General features: G+C 55.5%; 15 protein-coding genes and 1 pseudogene. 11 read left to right on the forward strand and 5 right to left on the reverse strand.

Annotation, left to right across the window (positions count from 1 at the left end; translation table 11 throughout):
• Positions 1–43 precede the first annotated feature (43 nt).
• The 4 genes from AC1Q8Q_RS05745 to AC1Q8Q_RS05760 are packed head-to-tail and all read left to right on the forward strand — an operon-like array spanning position 44 to position 4,246.
• Positions 44–1,000: a TIGR03756 family integrating conjugative element protein gene (locus AC1Q8Q_RS05745; RefSeq protein WP_135846694.1), complete on the forward strand. Its 957-nt coding sequence runs from the start codon at positions 44–46 to the stop codon at positions 998–1,000.
• On the forward strand, positions 997–2,379 hold the full coding sequence (locus tag AC1Q8Q_RS05750) for an integrating conjugative element protein (protein WP_135846695.1): 1,383 nt from the start codon (positions 997–999) through the stop codon (positions 2,377–2,379). Before AC1Q8Q_RS05745 ends, AC1Q8Q_RS05750 begins: the two co-directional genes overlap by 4 nt.
• A gap of 3 nt (positions 2,380–2,382) precedes the next feature.
• On the forward strand, positions 2,383–2,691 hold the full coding sequence (locus AC1Q8Q_RS05755; RefSeq protein ID WP_135846696.1) for a hypothetical protein: 309 nt from the start codon (positions 2,383–2,385) through the stop codon (positions 2,689–2,691).
• Positions 2,692–2,701: 10 nt separating this feature from the next.
• Complete coding sequence (locus AC1Q8Q_RS05760) at positions 2,702–4,246, forward strand: conjugal transfer protein TraG N-terminal domain-containing protein (RefSeq protein WP_135846697.1); 1,545 nt, start codon at positions 2,702–2,704, stop codon at positions 4,244–4,246.
• 9 nt (positions 4,247–4,255) lie between these two features.
• Here AC1Q8Q_RS05760 and AC1Q8Q_RS05765 read toward each other — a convergent pair whose 3' ends face one another.
• The gene (locus AC1Q8Q_RS05765) at positions 4,256–4,639 is read right to left on the reverse strand and encodes a DUF3742 family protein (protein ID WP_135846698.1); all 384 of its coding nucleotides are present in this window, start codon (positions 4,637–4,639) and stop codon (positions 4,256–4,258) included.
• Between the two features lie 456 nt (positions 4,640–5,095).
• Between AC1Q8Q_RS05765 and AC1Q8Q_RS05770 the strand changes: the two genes are divergently transcribed.
• Together AC1Q8Q_RS05770 and AC1Q8Q_RS05775 are read left to right on the forward strand one after the other, a co-directional pair.
• Positions 5,096–5,425 carry a hypothetical protein gene (locus AC1Q8Q_RS05770; protein ID WP_135846699.1) on the forward strand — a complete coding sequence of 110 codons (330 nt, stop codon included), beginning with the start codon at positions 5,096–5,098 and terminating at the stop codon, positions 5,423–5,425.
• Between the two features lie 137 nt (positions 5,426–5,562).
• Entirely contained in the window at positions 5,563–6,522 is a 960-nt protein-coding gene (locus AC1Q8Q_RS05775) for an ArdC family protein (RefSeq protein ID WP_135846700.1), read from the forward strand.
• Between the two features lie 360 nt (positions 6,523–6,882).
• Here AC1Q8Q_RS05775 and AC1Q8Q_RS05780 read toward each other — a convergent pair whose 3' ends face one another.
• Positions 6,883–7,077, reverse strand: coding sequence for a DUF7740 domain-containing protein (locus AC1Q8Q_RS05780; protein WP_135846701.1), 195 nt, complete (start codon positions 7,075–7,077; stop codon positions 6,883–6,885).
• 223 nt (positions 7,078–7,300) lie between these two features.
• Between AC1Q8Q_RS05780 and mobH the strand changes: the two genes are divergently transcribed.
• A complete protein-coding gene (gene mobH / locus AC1Q8Q_RS05785; protein ID WP_135846702.1) occupies positions 7,301–9,028 on the forward strand; it encodes a MobH family relaxase in 1,728 nt (575 codons plus the stop codon).
• A 501-nt stretch (positions 9,029–9,529) separates the two neighbouring features.
• Here the strand turns inward: mobH and AC1Q8Q_RS05790 are convergent.
• Together AC1Q8Q_RS05790 and AC1Q8Q_RS05795 are read right to left on the reverse strand one after the other, a co-directional pair.
• Positions 9,530–11,293, reverse strand: a complete 1,764-nt coding sequence (locus AC1Q8Q_RS05790) for a UvrD-helicase domain-containing protein (protein WP_135846703.1) — start codon at positions 11,291–11,293, stop codon at positions 9,530–9,532.
• Positions 11,290–13,104, reverse strand: coding sequence for an ATP-dependent nuclease (locus AC1Q8Q_RS05795; protein ID WP_135846704.1), 1,815 nt, complete (start codon positions 13,102–13,104; stop codon positions 11,290–11,292). Before AC1Q8Q_RS05795 ends, AC1Q8Q_RS05790 begins: the two co-directional genes overlap by 4 nt.
• A gap of 314 nt (positions 13,105–13,418) precedes the next feature.
• On the opposite strand from AC1Q8Q_RS05795, the gene AC1Q8Q_RS05800 reads away from it, so the two are divergent.
• The 4 genes from AC1Q8Q_RS05800 (at position 13,419) to AC1Q8Q_RS05815 (ending at position 17,836) form a co-directional block, all read left to right on the forward strand.
• Positions 13,419–14,330 (forward strand): toll/interleukin-1 receptor domain-containing protein, encoded by a 912-nt coding sequence (locus AC1Q8Q_RS05800; protein ID WP_158296376.1) that lies wholly within the window; start codon positions 13,419–13,421, stop codon positions 14,328–14,330.
• 315 nt (positions 14,331–14,645) lie between these two features.
• Positions 14,646–15,323: a DUF5710 domain-containing protein gene (locus AC1Q8Q_RS05805; protein ID WP_135846706.1), complete on the forward strand. Its 678-nt coding sequence runs from the start codon at positions 14,646–14,648 to the stop codon at positions 15,321–15,323.
• 232 nt (positions 15,324–15,555) lie between these two features.
• Positions 15,556–16,716: a nucleoid-associated anti-phage protein gene (locus AC1Q8Q_RS05810; protein ID WP_135846707.1), complete on the forward strand. Its 1,161-nt coding sequence runs from the start codon at positions 15,556–15,558 to the stop codon at positions 16,714–16,716.
• Positions 16,709–17,836 (forward strand): anti-phage protein, encoded by a 1,128-nt coding sequence (locus AC1Q8Q_RS05815; RefSeq protein ID WP_135846708.1) that lies wholly within the window; start codon positions 16,709–16,711, stop codon positions 17,834–17,836. The genes AC1Q8Q_RS05810 and AC1Q8Q_RS05815 overlap by 8 nt, the downstream gene beginning before the upstream one ends.
• Positions 17,837–18,090: 254 nt before the next feature.
• On the opposite strand, the pseudogene AC1Q8Q_RS05820 reads toward AC1Q8Q_RS05815, so the two are convergent.
• A pseudogene (locus AC1Q8Q_RS05820) lies at positions 18,091–18,646 on the reverse strand (tyrosine-type recombinase/integrase); the annotation flags it as partial.
• Positions 18,647–18,827: the final 181 nt, after the last annotated feature.

The following is an 18,827-nucleotide window of genomic DNA, read 5'->3' on the forward strand; positions in this document are numbered from 1 at the left end:
CCCTAACCGAACCTGCCCAGGCCAATCACCGAGAGCCTGGATCATGTCGGTTGCCTGCTCGTCAATCCCGCCCACAAAGCTACGGCCCTTGGCGTTGAGCATCCTGCTGGCGTGCGGCCCCAGCGTGGCGCTGGACACCGCCAGCATCACGTCCTCCGTGCTTTCGCCAAGCTGTCTCGACTACAGGGTCATCGGCATTTGTTTCTGGCTCCTCTGCACGCCCTTCGGCTGCACAGTCAAAACCTCGACCAAGGTTCGTCATTTCATTCCGGAGCTGGTGGTCTCAAGCTACGCCACCACCGGCAATAACCCCTGGACCGAGATGGCCACCCTTTCCTCTCCCATCGACGGTGCGGAAGGGGGCGGCAACCTGATCACGCCGAACACCCACCGCGACAACCTGCCCCGCTTCAAGAACGTCGATGGCATCGGCCACCCCGGTGGCTGGATCGCCACGCAACTGGCTTCGCAATCCGGCTACGCCTGTGCCAGCGGTGCAACTGCATTCATGCCTTACTATCTGAGCACCCTGGACTCTCTGGCCTGGCGCCAGGGCATCCCGGAAAGTTTCTACCCCGAGTCGCTCATGCCGGGGATCCGTGAAGTCGGGCGTCAGACCTCGGGAAACATGTGGGGCAACGTTTATCCCCGGCAGGGCTTTCTGGTACAGCCCGACGACTTCAAAGCGGCCGCGGTCATGGCGCAACGGGCCGGCGATGTGATGACCCGCAACTGGCAGCCGCATGTGTACTTACCACTCACGCCCGCCAAACGCGACGGCTACTGGCCGCCTGGCCCGATCATTGAAAACGACGCTTCGACCCACACATGGCAATTGCTCTACCCTCAGGTTCAGCCCTCGTGCGCCCTCTTCCCCAGCGATCCGGTACAGAGCGCAGATGGCGGCTACGCCTGGTCGCTGTGGCGTCCCTATAGCTGCTGCAAACGTGAGGGGCAGACCTTTCTGTTCAGTATCGACTTCGAAGGCGGTGCATCATGATCCGGTTGCGCGCGCGACTATGGCTTGCCGTGGAGAGCCTGCTGCTCTGCGGACTGCTGACCATTGTCCTCCATGTCTACGCCGCCGAGGACGATTATCGCCTAGGTACTCAGGGCGAAGTACTCGACGACCGAGTGATGTACACCGTCGGTGGCGGCTCGGCGGTGGGCTCACCGAGCTCGCTCTACCGACCCAGCGGTCTCGGTGTCGGCGGGGCCTGGCGAGCAAACATGATGTGCGGAAACATGAGCCTCACCAATACCCTGCAAAACCAGCTGAATGGCGCCACCGAAGGCTTCCAGCAGATCATGGGCAACATCGTGCAGAACGCGACCCAAGCGGTGATGTCGCTACCAGCATTAATCATCCAGCGCGCTAACCCCGGTCTCTATGAGTTGTTGAGCAACGGGGTGATGCAGGGGCGTATTGACTTCGACCGCTCCAAGCTGACCTGCCAGGCCATGGCCGAGAAGATGGCGGACAAGGTCGGTCAAGCCGGCTGGGGCGCGCTGGCCAAGAACCAGGAGATGCAGGGCAATCTGGAGCAAACCGGCGGTGATGCGGTGGCTGCTGTGAAAAACACTGAGACCCATAACGGCAACAATGGGGTGTCCTGGGTCGGCGGCCAGAAAGCTGGAGGCAGCGGGCAGACGCCCATCCGGGTGACCTCCGACGTGGTGCATGCAGGCTACAACCTGCTGCATAACCGGACGGTGGATGACAGTACCTCAATCAGTAGCAGCGACTGCCTGGGTGGGGCTATTTGTCAGATCTGGGCCTCGCCGCAGGAGGAATCCGAATGGGCCGTTCGCGTGTTGGGCGAGAGCGAAGTCTCGACCTGCGACACCTGCGAAACCCTGCGTTCGACCGCTGGCAGCGGATTGACGCCGCTGATCCAGGAGGCCTACAGCGAACGCCTCAAGGCCCTGCAAGGGTTGCTGTCCGGCTCGCTGTCGCCTACCCCTGACAATCTGGTTAAAGCCTCGAGCCCGATGTTGCCGGTGACCCGTGGTGTGATCGAAGCCCTGCGCGACGATCCCGATCAGGACCTGTTGGCACGCCGTCTGGCCAGCGAGACGGCCTTGTCCAGCGTACTCGACAAGGCGCTCCTGCTACTGCGCACGCTGCTGGCAGGCAGTCACGAACCCAACATCGCTTCCGCCGAGCCGGCTCAGACCGCCTTGACGAAAAACATCGACGCTCTGGAGCGCGAAATCCGCCTGCTGCAGACCGAACTACAGGTACGGCAGATGCTGGCCACCAACACCGCCAGCCTGGTACTTGATCGGCATGCCGGTGGTGCCGATGCTTCGCGTACCGTCGAGCAAGGCGACCCCGAGCCCGGTCGGCTCAATGACGCTGACGCCAGGCGCAAGTGAGCCATGAAACGCTCACTGCTATTCACTTTGCTTTCGAGTCTGGGGATTGCCGCGGTGATGGTCCTGACCGCCACAGGGGTCGCCTGGATCGGCCGCACTGCGCTGGGTAGTTTCGAAGTCTGGCAGCAGGCATTCGAATCCGCACGACCTTATCTGCGGTGGTGGCGCGCCCTGCTCTACGCCGCCCTCTTTGCGCTCTGGTGGGATCTGCTTCGGCGCTACCGACATCGACCACAGGATCGACTGCGTGTGCAGCGTATCGGCACATTCGGGCTCGTGCTCTTTACCTGCGTCGAACTCACCCGACTGTGAGGTCACCACCATGCTCATGAGCACCAACAGCTACCTGGAGTTTTACCTCTCTCTGCTGGCCTGGATCATCAACAACGGCCTCTGGAGCGTTCTGTCCGACACCGGACTGTTTGCCGCGCCCTTTGGTGCAATCATCCTGCAGGAATGGTTGTCGGCCCGTCAGCAAGGTGCGGATGAGGGCAACAAGGGACTACTCTCGGTGCCGCGGATCGAGAACCGGTTGTGGCTGGCCTACATCGTCGTGTTGTTCGGCTGCGCGCCGGTCTTTCCGTTGAGCCTTACGTCAATGGCGTTCGATGATGCGGCGAGCCAGCGCTGCGGCGTCAGTGTGGCCAAGCCGGCGGAAACCGCCTGGGGGACCACTTTCAACACCATTGGTGAACGCTCCGCCAACGTGCCGATCTGGTGGTTTCTGGTGCATGCTTTGAGCAAAGGCGTGACCGCAGCGGCCACCGCCTCCATCCCCTGCGCACCGGATATCCGGCAGATGCGCATGGAGATCGACAGCTCGCGCATCGACAGTCAGGTACTGCTGCAGGAAGTCGCCGATTTCACCCGCGACTGCTATGGCTATTCCCGCTCTCGGCTGTTCACCAACCGCCCGCAGTTGGACAAGGCACAAAGTCACGACGCGTCCTGGATCGGCTCAAGCTATTTTCTCGACACGCCCGGCTACTACGACACCGATCGCTCACGTACACCGCGAATCAGCTGGCCGTATGACGACAATCGCGACGTTTCCTTGCCGCGGCTGGAGAATGGCGCGGGCTACCCCACCTGCAAGCAATGGTGGAGTGACAGCGGTATCGGGCTGCGCGAGCGCTTGATCGAGCAGGTCGACCCCTCGCTGTTGACTCAACTGAAAGGTTGGTTGACTGGCCGTACGAGCAACGAGATCGAGGATGCCACCCTGCGCGAACTGGTCAGCCCGCACCAGCAATCGATGACCATGTCGCCCGAACAGGTGTACCAGGACTATGGCTCCAGTGCTCGCGGCGGCTCGATCAATCAGGGGCTCAATAACCTGGCCACCAACACCGGGCTGGCACTGGGTTCCTTCAGCAATTTTCCCGCAATGAATGCGCTACGCGCCGCCCTGCCGATGGTGCAGGCTTTTCTGATCATGGGCGTCATCATCAGCTTGCCGCTGATTCTATTGGTCAGTACCTACCAGTTGAAGACCGTCATGACGTTGACGTTCGCGCTGTTCACGCTGCACATGCTGAGTTTTTGGTGGGAGTTGGCCCGCTGGGTCGACTCCAGCATGCTCGACACCCTGTACAACAAGGTTTCGGCGTCCAATCAGGTACTGTTATCGCTGCCCACATCCGGGTTTATGGACGGAACGGTCACGGCACAAGTGATCGAGTATGTGATGGGGGCGATGTTCATCGTGCTGCCGATGTTGTTTTTGGCTGCGATGAGCTGGGCAGGATATAGCGTTGGCTCAATTGCCGACGGCATGCTTAGCAAAGGAGCAGCTCAAGCGCAGGACGCTGGTGCAAGGGGCGCTGGAGCTCTGATGTCTGCTGGAAAGGCCTTGAGGAAGGGGTGAAGAACTCGACTACAGGTCTTTTAAATCAGGCTGACCGGGTGCGCGGCCATACTCATACTCACCATATGGGTCGCCATATGCCTTGTACCGGAGAGCATCCTTAGGTTTGATAGGAGTTCCATCGGCGATGGCCCAACACAAGACAATAAGGATCATCACCGACACTGTGAACCATAAGCTAACTAGAATGAGTCCGGCAGCAACTGCCAACTTGATGACTAGAAAACTCCCGCGAACAAGTAATTTACCTGCGGGCATACCTGCCGTCTCCGCACGTTCAACCACGCGGGATTCAAACGCTTTCAACTTGCGATACCCACGCTTTATCGACATGCCACAGGTATAAGCCCAGCGGTGGGCGCGGGAACTCTGAACAGGTTGCTGAGTCGGCATGGTCTCGCCCTCTTTTGAGCGTTTTCATGAATGAGACAAGAGTAATAGCCTACTACTGAAAACGGCCCGTGCCTGACCGCTTATCAGTTTTTTCGGCCGAAAAATCTTCATTGGAAGCCAGAAGACAAACCCCGTGAAACAGCGTCTCTACAGTGATTGACCCAGATAAATCGTCCAGCTAAATACAAGGTACGGATCGCTGTTATCGACAGCACTTCCCCAGGTAGCCAGAACCTTCAAGGCTACGTCATTTCGGTGATGGCTCTCCCCAAGTGCGATTAGCGTTCGGTAGCTCGCACGATGACCGCTTCGGCGGTGATGAATGCCCACTGCTCTCCTAAAAGCCCTCCGAGCACTGCTCGCCTGGCAAACCTTCCTGTTTTTCTTCAACCCACTGCGGGGAAATTTCTTTCCCGCACGGGACAGGTTTCTTCGCACTTTCAACGGAGCTACACCATGTCCGACTCACTCACACCCAAAGCCCTGAATACCATTCAGTTGCCCATTGTGTTCACCCCTGACGCCTGGCAAAACGCGGTACTGCTCGAGTGCTCAGATCATCCTGTGAGGCTACAGGTCGATCGGCTGAGCAACGTACTACGCGCGGCCTTCGAAGCCCACCTGGCCCATCCACACGAACCCCATGTGCTGTTCGAGGTAGTCCACATTGCACCAACGGGGCATCTACACCATGACCCGTTACTGCAACTGAGTCTCAGACTACTCAAAGAGCCGAACGAGCCCGGCGCCTTGCTGATAGCGCTTGCAGCAGAGCATCGGCGCTAATCACTTACGCCCGGACTCGGCCCCACATTCACCTTAGGACGGCAGGCAAGACCTGCATCAATCCAGCACATCACCCAATCGGGGAACCCTCCCCCGACGGGCACGGCGTTCCTCCGTTTTATCTCGAGGAACATGCCATGCGCGATATCTACCAAGACGTGACGGACAAGATCGTTACTGCTTTAGACCAAGGCGTTGTCCCCTGGATCAAACCATGGTCCTCTAGTGGCTCAACTGACGTCGGTCATCATCAACCCTTCCCCATCAATGCCATCACGCGTCGTCCCTATTCGGGGATCAATTTACCGTTGCTCTGGGCCGAGGCCAGGTTGCAGGGGTTCACTCAAGATCGTTGGCTGACCTTCAACCAGGCCAAAAAAGCCGGCGGACACATCCGTAAGGGTGAGCACAGCACTCTGGCGGTGCTCTACAAGCCGATGGAACGCGAGGAACAGACCGAGTCAGGCCAACCCATTTTCGATGAGAATGGTCAGCCCAAGGTCACTCACTTTGGTATTCTCAGGACGCATTTCCTGTTTAATATCGAGCAAACGGAGGGGCTCGAAGCTCTCAATGAAATACTGCTCGAAACGGAACCGAGCGATCCCTTCCAAGCCAACAGCGCTGCGGAAAATCTGTTGTTAAGTTCTGGCGCAAAGATCGTTCATCGGCCTGCCGACGAAGCGTTTTACCACCCGATCAGGGACTTCATCCAACTACCGACAAAAGCACAATTCCACAACGAAAGTGGCTACTTCGCCACTGCCCTGCATGAACTATCGCACTGGAGCGGACATGCCTCGCGCCTGCAGCGCGAAGGGGTGGTTTCCCCTAGCCCATTCGGTACGCCTGGCTATGCCTTCGAAGAACTGGTAGCTGAAATGGGCGCCGCATTCTTGTGCGCTCATTGTGGCATTCAGGGTGAGCTGCGTCATGAGGGTTACATTGAGTCCTGGCTCAGTCTGCTCACAGACAAACGCGCGATCTTCCGCGCCAGTGGCCAAGCCCGAGTTGCAGCGGAGTACATACTCAACCTGGAGCAGCAACTTAAGCAAGTAGTTCTGGAAGCCCCGCCATGCATCAACGGCGACGCTTAATCGCTAGTTATTCTTAAACTCGCTGCAACAGATGCTTCATAGGGCCCAACGCAAGTTGGGCTTTTTTGCCTCCAGATAGCCCCCCCGGGGCGGCACGTAGCCACAGATGATCACAAGCCCAAGGAAGCGCTCTTCGATGTGCAGATCAAACGCCATCCGGCTACGACGAACAGTGCTGTTCAGTTAGTAATCAATCCGTTGCAACCAGCCTACTGCGCGGCACGTAGAGATTTATCCACAGATCTACACACGTTTTTCGTGGACAACTTTCAATCTGTCGCGACGGACTTCCGCCACCGATTGACTCTACCGACTGAGGGCCATTTTGGGAGCGTGACCATCCGTGAAGATAAATCTGCATCAGTCATCCAGGTGATCCGCCAGAAACCCAACCAATTCCAGCGGGCTTTGGCTGTCGATCACCTTGTAGATCAAATCACGTTTACTGCGCGGCAACTTCTTGACCACGCTCTTCGCCGAGGCCCTGACGGCTTCGTCGGTCCCATGTATACGTGCCGCGAGCAGCAGCACGATCGTTGCATCAGTGAGGTTCATGGCAAGACCCAAAAAATATGCACCGCAGTGTACCGACTCTTGTCTTTTCCGTACCAGCCCCCAGCAAAACGATGCCTAGCAATATCAGTATTCGGATTGCCCCGCAAAAGGACACCAGCCAAAAAGGATGGGCAAGGGTTGGAAGGGAATGGGAACTCAAGGGTAAGAGCGCTACCCGAAAAGGCTAAAAGGCCACTGGTCCAGCCACCGCCTGGAGATCACAATGCTCCTCAGCCTGTTTCGCCGCAAAAGGCAAAATCCCCCTCCGTCACCGACCGTGAGCGCCGCCGAAGGTTACCTGCCCATTGAGTCAGCGCACACCCTGTTAGCGGCCGAGCACCGACGCCAGTTGCTCGATCGCATCTGGCAGTACACCGCTCTCTCCCACGCCCAATTTACCCAACTCTACTTAAATCCGATCCATCGCTACGCCGAACAGGTCCAGCAACTTCCGGCCAGCGAGACGCACCACCATGCGTATCTCGGCGGCATGCTCGACCATGGACTGGAACTGATCGCTTGCAGTTTGAAATTGCGCCAATCCTATCTGCTGCCCACTGGCGCCGCGCCCGAAGACCAGGCCGCGCAGACCGACGCCTGGTCCGCCGGCATCGCCTACGGCGCCCTGCTGCATGACATCGGCAAGATCGCCGTGGACCTGTTGGTCGAACGCCAGGATGGTCGTGTTTGGCATCCTTGGCAGGGTCCCCTGGATCAGCCCTACCGCTTTCGTTACCTCAAAGGCCGCGACTACCACCTGCATGGCGCCGCAACCGGTTTGCTCTACACCCAGATTCTCGACCGTCCTATCCTGGACTGGCTCAGTGGATTCCCTCAACTCTGGGCCAGCCTGCTGTATGTCCTGGCCGGTCAGTACGAACGTGCTGGCGTGCTCGGTGAGTTGGTGATTCAGGCCGACCGAGTCTCCACCGCGCAGAACATTGGCGGCAACCCGAACAAGGCACTGCAGGCGCCGATGCATTCGCTGCAACATCACTTGATCAGCGGACTGCGTCATCTGGTTCAACACGAGCTGAAACTCAACCAGCCGGGTGCCGCGGGTTGGTTGACTCACGACGCACTGTGGCTGGTCAGCAAGACGGTCACCGACAAACTGCGAGCCTATCTGCTGTCGCAAGCGATTGAGGGCATTCCTTCGTCCAACATTGCCGTGTTCGACGAACTGCAGTCGCATGGGCTGGTCGAGTCGACCCCGGAAGGCAAAGCCATCTGGACTGCGCAAGTGACGCAGGGAGACTGGCAGCAGAGCTTTACCTTTCTGCGCCTTCAGCCGGCGTTGATTTGGGGGAATGAAGACCGGCCTGAGGCTTTCAGCGGAACGGTGAGTGTTGCAGTCGATGACCTCTCGACTGATGCGTCGGCATCACCACTAGCGCCTAAAACTGTCAGTACAGAATCGCATCAAAGCTCTTCGCTGACAGGTCCCATGGTGATGGAAGATGCTGACTATCTCGGCTCGCTGTTGGATATGTTCGAGCAGCAAGAGCCTGGGGTCAGCGACACATCGTCAGCAAGCACTCTCGAAATCTCAAATCCCTCGTCGGATGACCCTGGTCAGGCATTCCTGAATTGGGTTAAGGAGAACATTCAAAGCCATAAGCTGATCATCAATGACAGCAAGGCCAAAATCCACACGGTGGGTGGCAGCGTATTTCTGGTCACGCCTGGCCTCTTCCAACGCTACGCTCAGGAGTTTCCTGGTATCTCACAAGGTGCCACTCAAGAGATTGAAGAATGGCGTTGGGTGCAAAAGCAGTTCGAAAAACTGAAGATACATAGGAAGCGCGGCGACGGTCTGAATATCTGGGTATGCCAGGTGCAAGGCCCTAGGAAGAAAACCACTCTGAAGGGGTATCTGATGCAGGAACCGAAATTACTTTTTGAATCGATACCGCCAGACAACCCTTTTCTCGCGATTGATGATGGTTAACTGCACCTTCCGACGCTGCCATCAAGCAAGCGATTGCACAGGGGTAGAGTAGGCGGAAGAAGCTTCGATGTTGAGCAGTCTGTTGGCGCTGATGAGATTTTGACCCAGGCTGTTGGAGTCGATTACCCCATCCAAATTTTCCGCAAACAATGGTCTTGCTCAAGAATTCAGAGGCTACATGCGGTTCATTCAAAATCAGCCGCCTGGCTCAAAATTGTATCAGTGCCAACAAAAGAGCCAGGCACAAGTGGAGAAAAAGGCAGTCAGGCATTTAGGAGAATGATGGCGGCAATGCTGGAGTTGAAAGAGAAGGACTGAACGGCATCTCTGGCAACCACCGGCCAGCACGCAGCAGCCGCCCCCTATCATGCCCCCTCCGTATTTTGCCGCAGCAGCACCCAGCAAACACAACCCAACTGGGGAATTCTCGCGCAGCGAGCTTCTCATCGGGCTACCCGATGCAGAGTCCTGCCAGTTACCGTGGAAGCTGACCATGCCTTGTCACAATCGGAAATCCGACATAATAGGACATGCGGGAAATGTCGGTTCGAGCATCAGAACGTAACGTCGCGCACGGGTCACTCCAACGCGAAGAATTTTCCGGCTGCGGTCGTAGGGTGCTGCATCACCCCGCCACACCAAGGAAGAGCGAAACTCTTTTGCTCCTTGCCTGATGCCTTCCCGAACCAAGATTACCGCATCGAACTGCTTGCCCTTGGACTTGTGGATAGTCATGACGTGTATACCCCCGGTATCGTTCCCATCAGCGAGCAGTTGATCCTGCACCAGTGCGTTATCCAGCCCCTGACGCGCGCTGGTGTAGGCACCAGTCGTCATCCACATCTCCGACAAGCTCGCGCTGATTCGCTTGCCACGATTGAACGCGATCAAATAGTCGAGGGCCCCCGCGACCTGCTTGAACTCGGTAACGTCGGTCCGGTAGAGCAGCGTTTTGATCTGAATCCAATCCCTGCCAGGGTCACCGGTAAGCACCAAATCAGCAGCGCCATTGATGAGTGCTTCAGCACTCCTCGCGAGATTGGTCTTCGGGGGCTTACCCTCTGCTATGCTGGCGCTCCACTTCAAGTAGGTTGCTGCCTCCTTGATCGCCGTCGCACTGCCATCTGCGCGCCTGATCGAGGCGAGCAATTTAAGACAGGCTGCGATATCAGCTGCACGCCGTTCAGGAAGCTTGGGCTCCAGCAGGAATGCTGCCAATCTGGCCGACAGCAGAACTGCGGCCTCGTCGAACAACACTTTGTGAGGAATGGGCTTCGCCCCTCCGTTCAAGGCAGCTGAAATTTTGGCGACGCCACTGCCGGTTGTTGCGAGGATGACCAAGTTTTCCAATTCCAGACCGTCAGCTTTAGCACCACTGAAAAATCGACCGAGCGCCACACGCATCCACTGGGCAGGATCGTTTCTGGGGTCATACAGAATGCGACCAACACCGGCATACGGGGCTCTTCTCGGCGTATTCGCCAGGACGTCATTGCCGAAAACAGCGATTTCAGTGCCAGGGCTGCGGTTGTTGTCGGAGCCGAGATCCACCAAAACAGGAGTTAAGGCGTCTTTGATATGCTCGATTCGCTCCGGACCTACACCCTCCAAGTGGTCAAAAATCTGCTGATCAAGATCAGCCAGGCAAATGATTTGGCAGAGGTCGGCCAGCTTCTCGATGCAGCCCCAAGCCGCATTCCCAGTGTCTTGAGCTTCATCAACAATGATCACAGGGTGAGTGTCTGCCACCAGTTCCCGGAGCAACTGACACCTTTCGAGCAGCTCACTGGACTTAGGAGCAAACCAGTCAAAACAGATTTGTCCCTCTTCCGCGAACAATCGCTCCCGCTCGGCTTGCCACGCGAGCCACTCGGCCGTCCCCTGCTCTCCTTTCTTCGGCGCTTTTAATCCACCGGACAAGGCCCTTTCATCTTGAGGTAGCAGGATCTTGAGCTTTCCCTTCGGTGAACCAAGCAGGTAGCCATGGCTTTTGAGCAGTGACCAGCAGAAGGAATGGAAGGTCTGGAGACTGAGCTGCGAACGTACCGTCTTATCGACCAGCAGACTCGACGCCTCTGCAACCCTAGCCACGGCTGCGCGAGAAAAACTGAGGAAGAGTATTGACTGCCCCGGCTGCAACCCAGCAGCAATAATCTTCGTGGCTTTCTGAAGGGCGATAGTGGTCTTCCCGCTGCCAGGCCCTCCAACAATCAGGAGGTGGGCATCCTCGTCCAGAATCGTCTGACGCCGCTCGCAGATGATCATAGGGCTCCTACCAGATCCTCTTCATCCTCTTCCTCAGCCGGTCTATCACCGGGGCGAGCGGCAGGACCAGGTTTTGGAAAGTCGTTATAAACACGCGTCAGGAAGTCTGTGATGCCCGGAGGTAGCTCATGCAGCGCGCAAAGGTCCAGCAACCGGGCTGCATACCCATTGCCCTTGTTGCTCTTGAGCGCCTTGAGCATGTTATCCGTTACGCCCTTGTCATCAGGGCGCTCGGCGGGGATGCCAATGTTCCCCTGGTCACCAGATTCACGAAGCGCGCAAAGGAACGTCCATTGGTGCTCGACCGGCGTCTGGGTTACCAGGAGCTGCTCGATGTTCGGGAAAGGAATCTCGTTCGGGAAGTCGAAGGCTTCCGCAAATTTTTGATTTTCCTCCGCCTTGCGTGACTTGTAGTCATAGAACGCATACGTTCGTAGGCCAAGCGCCTTGAAGAATGCACCGAAATTAGGCAACGAACCGTCGCCCTCGACGGGGAAAATCGTGATACCTGCCAAATCCAGGGCAAACAGATCTGGGTTGGCCTGCTCCATCTTCTCAGCGACTGCAGTCAACGCACCGTGCTCGGTGATCCCCTCCGCGACAATCACCCCAGGGCCCAGCATCGCTTCCGCCAGGCCACGGCGGGCATGGCGCTTGTACATCTTGCCTTTCAGTGTGGTGCCAGAAGCGACGGTCGTCGACTCCACTGTCGCCTCGCCATTACGCCGTAGGATGATGATCTGTGAGGGGTCGAATCGCTCGATCACATACGGGGAATGCGAGGTGACAAAGCACTGAGTCGTCTCTTCTAGAAGGTACTTCGAAATTCGCCGCTGCGTATGCGGTGGCAGGGCAATCTCAGGCTCCTCCATCGCGAAAATCACGTTGTCCTTTTTCACCTCGGCGATGAAAGACAGGAGTGCTAGCACAAGGGTGTTTAGCGTACCTGTCCCGACATGCTGGAATGGGACTGGCTTTTGGTCAGCGGTGATTGAAATGAAGAATGACATCGTCTTGCGCAGGTGCTCTCGCGTGAGCTGCGAAACGAACAACTGGGTCGCCTTTCCAGCGCCACCTACGGATATGTACTGAGCAAGCCTCTCTTCAATCGAATCCAGTACTGGCCGAAGGTCGGCAGCATCCGAATCAATCGGAGGATCTAGCTCCCGAAGCCGCTTGATAGACTTTTCCCATAGGCCAGTACGAACACCTTGCAACCGGAGGATCAGGTCGAGCAAAGAACCTCGCTCAAGGCTGAGAGCCCGTGAGCCTGTGCGCAAAGTCCGAAGGTAGAGAAACCCAAACAGCCGCTTCACTGTTTTCTTTACACGCTGAAGCTCGCCGTCTTCGAGGCTGGGGCTGTATGAGAAGAACGTGTCCGCCTCGAACTCATCCTCCTCCGGGTTGTAGAAGGCTTGGGTCTCAATGCGCAGGCATCGAATAACATCGGGAGGGACGGCGGCATCTACCTCACCTGCCTCCAACAGACGTTCCTCTTTGACATGCCACAGCTCCGTGTGGGCGGCGCAGGTGCGCTCAACCTCGCCACTGAGATCCACCAGCATGACTTCGATCCTGATCTTTACGGGAGTGGCCCCGTCAGCATCCAGGTACGAGGCGTTGTAAAAATCGAACTCTTGAACCGGGGGAAAGCGGGAAAGCCTGTCCGGACTGAGCACAAGGTCCAAAGCCTCGCAAATCGTGCTCTTCCCGACGTTATTGCCCCCTACCAACAGAGTGTGTCCGTCAAACGTAAGGTCAGCTGACTTTACACCCCGAAAATTTTCAATCTTCAAATTGATGACGCGCATTTCCGCAAATCCCTATGCCTGTTCGACACCTGAGCTTGGCTCATCCAGCCGACGCTGCATAGCCATTACTGCGGAAAAAATGGTCATCATGAGATTCATGATCAATTCATTCTGAAACGCTGCCTTACATGCTTTGAGTAGGTAGCAGGTGCCGCTCGTAACGTGATGGGATGCTCAGCTATATCCAAGCAGGCCTACAAGAGCCTCGCTTAGCGCTGGAGAAAATTACTCCACGATGCCAAAGTGACTTAGCATCGGCTGATTTAATTATTGCCTTCCGTTCTTATATGCCCAGTGGGCCAAGGATGTCCTGCATGTACAACCTGTTGATGACTGCTGGCGAAGATGACTGGAACAATCCCACATGGACCATGAGTAGAGATCGATTTCTCGAACACACCGTGGCCGCGATCAGGGAAAGGTATCAAAACCTGAGCCCGGATGCCCTCCAACACCTCAGGCAAATACCCACCCTATTTGCTTACGAAGAGTTTCGCAACCAGCCAGCACGGGTTGGCCGCGTTACAGAAATTCAGCAATTGCAGAATGCGCTTCGAATCACCCTGGCAATTGATCCGCACATTCCACCGATTCCACAGACGGTGTTTAGGACGATCTACGCAGACCTTGATATTAACACGCGTAATTTTGAGCATAGCCGCACCCATTGGGCCCTCAAAGATGTAGATCTACCCAACGTCCTCGCAGCGCACAACCTATCGGGAACCGCACAACTGCTGCCGCAATCTAGGCCGCCGAAGGTTTTCGTCTCATACTCGTGGGATTCGCCAGAGCACCGCCAGTGGGTTGCTCACCTGGCCGCAACACTGCGCTCCAATGGGATAGATGCCATTCTCGATCAATGGCACGTTCGAGGCGGAGAGGACCTTGCAGCGTTCATGGACCGATCTCTTCGAGAAGCGGATCGTGTGTTGGTCATCTGTACAGACGGGTACTACCAACGCGCAGTCGCGAGACAAGGTGGAGTGGGATATGAGCACTCCATGGTCACTGGGGAGTTGATGAGAAATGTGGGCTCCAACAAATTCATCCCGATAGTGCGTCAATCAGGGACCCAAACGCAGGTCCCCCCCGAGCTAAGTGGCCGGTTGCGATTTGATCTGGCTCCTGGCCCTAACTACCTCACGCATCTTGATGCCCTTATCAGAGACCTGCACAACGTTCCGACTCCGATTCCACCATTGGGGCAGAACCCATTCCTATAACTATTCGGCGTCAGCAATCGAATCAGGCATCTGGAATGGAGAGCGAACCGCCTGCCATTCTCTGGCGACTTTCCGCGTAGCGGGCTACATGCCGACCTGGGTGAAGCCATAACATCAAGCACCTGCGGGGCCGGCCCTGACCAAGGGCAGACCACAGGCCATTACTGCATCAGCCCTCTTCAGCCCGTCTTTTAGACCGAGCAGGACACTACTGATACGCCACGTTTTTCTGGGATACTGGGCCATGGATTAGTCCAGAAGCCTCTAGCATGGGCTCTGGCGGTTAGTAATTGAGCAATACGTTCGGATGCACAAATGTCAAGGATTGATCTGAAGGTTCCGTTTTCACAGAAAGATGAAGCGAAATCACTGGGCGCTCGATGGGACCCAAGCCTGAAGACCTGGTATATCCCCGAGGGCGTCGCAATAGGCCCCTTGGCCCGATGGCTGCCGGTGACAGAGCATTCAGACTTGGAGCACGGACCGGAATTTTGCGTCAGAGCGCCTTACTACTACGTCATGGAGTCAATCTCCGACTGCTGGAGCTGCTCCAATTGGACCCGCGTATTTTCGTTCAAGCTGCCAGAAGAGCACGAAGAATTCGTGTACGCGGAAGATGAAGACGAAGGTTTCGCGCTCACGAGCAACCTCGGTGAGTGGAAGCGACATGGGTATCGTGGAACGGTCTCCAACGTGGACTGCCTCTCCCCGCAGGTCACGAAGCAGATCCATCGCTTTACCAACAAGTTCAAGCACGCCTACAGCAAAACGGTTGGCAGCCGTTACCTGATGAATCACTGCGAACACTGCGGGGCAAAGCTCGGCGATTTTTTCATGCACAGCGAACCTGGCGGGGCTTTTTTTCCGACCACACCAGACGAAGCTCAGCGGATGTCTCTTGTCAGAATCAACGAACGGTTCGATGCGAACTGTAGCGTCGGCTTCGCCTCCGAAGACTTTTTCGACTGGATGCAGATTCGCGAGCAACCCTAATCACAACGTTTAACCACCCGATAGCCCGATGGCTGTCCCCCGCACATCCTTGGCAAATTAGCTAATGGTCGCCCTCTCTCAGTGAGCGATAACGGATGCGCCCAGCAAATCACTCCAATCCAACTGACCTACGTTGATGCCAGGCCCCTGTACCATCACTGTGCTACCATCAATGACTCTCAGCTGACGTCAGAAGCGCTCGGCACTCATAGTCACTACGGACGAGCATGGCATGGACGATCAGACACACAGTTCACCTGATGCTAATACAGATGCAGAGATTAAAAGCTCTGAGGTGAAATCGCTTGTTGTGTTGAACGCATGTGCCGCGAAGTTTTTCAAGAAAAAACTCGGCGGCCTATCGTTCTACGATAGTAATAAAGGCAGCGACTGGGACCTAGCGTCCCCAGTATGTGTTGACTTCGTCAATCTCATTGGCAAGAAGTTTTCCAGAAGCGGAAGGATCTACGGATACGTGGACCCGAACATGCTCGCTGCTGCCGATAATTTCTCAAAATATTCTAGCAACCTCGATTTCCACGCGCTTGTCACTGGCGTTATGGAACGGCTGTGCCACGAGGCAAACGACCCGGCACGTCGCTCTCTCAATGAGGGTTACGTTGTATTTTCACACTATCAAGACTACCGACAGGTCGATCACCTCTTGATTGTCATGCTTGGCAAAAAAGGCGGATATGATTTTGACGATGACACCAACCTTAATCCGAAAGGTACGGAAAGTCTGAACCTTCAAGATTTCCGCCAAGCCTCTTGCATGGACCTGACGGAATTCAGAAAAGGCTTCCCCGAAAATACAGGTGATTCCTACCTCTATTTTATTAAAGGAAATTCTAAAAGCGAATTCTTCAACGTTGCACTGGGTTGCTCTGATTCAATGCCAGGAAAAGTCTGCGTTGACAACCTAAAAAACGCTCTGGGTGCATACCTTACTGACGAAGCAGGTGATCTGCCCTCCTCGGAACGGCGCACAATTCACAATCGCGTCGTTAACTATATCGAAAGCAAAGCAGGCGAACGTGTACACCTTTCCGAAATCCAGCACGTTATCAACAAATGCCTGCAACCAGGCTCGCCTCACCTTGGCGGCCTCATGAAATTTATCTCAGAAAACTCTGAGCGCTTTAAGGTGAGCGAAGAATTCCAGCCCTCTGGTGTCGCTGCTAAAAGCATGGGATATGTAGATGTTAAGCTGCCGTCCGGAGAGTTCGCGGGGCGCTTGAAACTAGACGCCGTGGCCGTTGGTGACAGCACTGCCGACCTTAGCGTCGACAAGGACTTCGTGTACCTAAAGGTGAAGCTCCCAAGCGACGTATCAAACAGGCTTAAGGGCATAAATGCTGAGGATCCATCGTCAGGATCCCAAGATGCTTGATCGTATCTCGTTGGATGATGATCAGCTCATATTCGATACGGAGTCGCTGGATATAAAGGACGCCCATGAGTTCCTCAAAACTTATGGCTGCCACAGTCCTGACAATCTGGATCTGATTGGGCATGAGCTTTTCCTGCTGAAGCCCTCAGCATGGGACGAGGGCTACGTGCCCTTCTTTGCCAACGCCGAGGCAATGTGGCATGCGCTACGAACGCGCAGCGCAAAGCCTGGACACGTGCAAATCATCGGCATGAACGAGGATCAGCATGCGTCGGTTTCCCGACTGTTAGACCTGTACTTTTTAGTTAGAGAAACACTCAAAACGCTTTGCCATAGCGAAGGCGACGACAGCCAGATCCTCAAGTATATTTTCTTCAGCTCTAAAGAGTCACTTCTTACAAAGCTGGAAGTCTCGTACCTGATGGCATGCGATGAGCTAATGGCCATCAAAGTCGACGAAAAAGGCATGAAGCACGCTCAAACGATGCATGCAGCTGTGATGGCAGACGAGGACGTTCACTGCGAAGAAAGACGTCACGTTATGCGAGAAACGCTGACGGAATTCTTGAAGGATGAGAAAGACTACAACATCCGCATGATAATGGTGTCCATCTCGACCTTCTACAAGAAATACAATGAGCGCTATAAGGTTTATGTAAGCAAATTCTCAGTCAACAAAATTCTCACTGAGATTGAAAGTGATTGCGTTAGTTTTTTAGGTAAGGTCCAAGAAGCCATCATGGCCCAGCAGACGAAGGCGTTTGCTGTGCCAGGTGGCATAGTGGCAGCTGGTGCTATTTTAAAACCTGCTACGACCGCATGGGATTATCTCGTCATACTCGTGGGGCTGATCATTTCAACCTGGATGATCACTTCGTTAAACAACAACGTAATCAGCCACATCAACCTGCTTGCAGAGGAGTTCGAGCGCTCCACCAAAAAGTACGATGACATCGTCGTGGGCGTAGAAGAGATTCAAGAAAAAATTGAAGACTCACGAATAAAGCTTTCAACTTCGTCTAAGTCCGCCAACTCCAAGCTTAACGGGCTAACCCGCGTATGCTGGCTAATATTCATACTGGTAAGCCTGATTTTGCTCAAACGCTTCTTGGAAACGTGATGGTCGTGATAGAGACGGTAGCTACCTGCCATCCCCCCTGATACAGATCCATTAGTGCTTTCGATGGCCATCACTAGCGGGTCAGCGCCAGAGCCAATTAGGCTACCGTAGCGCTCCATCGGAGCGTGAATTTACCCTGCCGGAACGTCTACCTGACAAGCCATCACCTGCTCCGAAGGACACAATGCACGCAAAGCCCCATAGACTGAATGAGTTCACCAGTCGAGATGTTTGGTGCTGGAGGAGGCGTCCAGTTAGGGCAACCCAACCTGCGGCATGTAAGCCTTGGGCACAGGCCATGGGACGCCGACCTCTAGTGCATCTAACAAATCCGCCCAATATTGCATCATCCTACGTCTCGGCTCGACGTATTCCGCATGGTTGTTCGCATCAGCGTGCGAAAGCTGCGCCTCAATCCATTCTTCGACAAAACCAACCTCGTTGAGCGCCGTTGAGATGGTGGCCCTGATGCCATGACCGGTGAGCCTCCCTTTGTAACCCATCCGGCTAATGGCGGTGTTAAGGGTATTTTCACTGATCATTTCCTGCGGTTTGAATCGGTGAACCAGCAGATACTGCACCGCGCCCCCTTAACCGCATCAGCCGCTGCACAATTGCAATCGCTTGAGCAGAAAGCGGAATCACATAAGGTGGGATCTCATTCCCCTGTGTTCGCACACGACTCCGGAGTTGCTTCACACCCTCCGGCGGCACCAGCCAGACCCCCTTGTCGAAGTCGAATTAGTCTGGCGTCGCCGCCCGTAGCTCTCCTGTGCGCACGCCCGTCAGCAGCAATAGACGAATGCCAATGCCAGCGCTTCGAACCAGTCGTATGCACCTGCAGAGATAAGCCATTCCTATCAGTTAACGTATAAGGAGCATAAGAATTATGTGTATATGACCAATATCAATTATGGACTTGCCCCTACCAAACTGGACACCAACTCCCCGTTAAATTGATGTTGCTGCCAAGCGCCTGAACTCCCTCGGC

The organism is Pseudomonas sp. GW823-FHT06B06 (genome assembly GCF_058795195.1).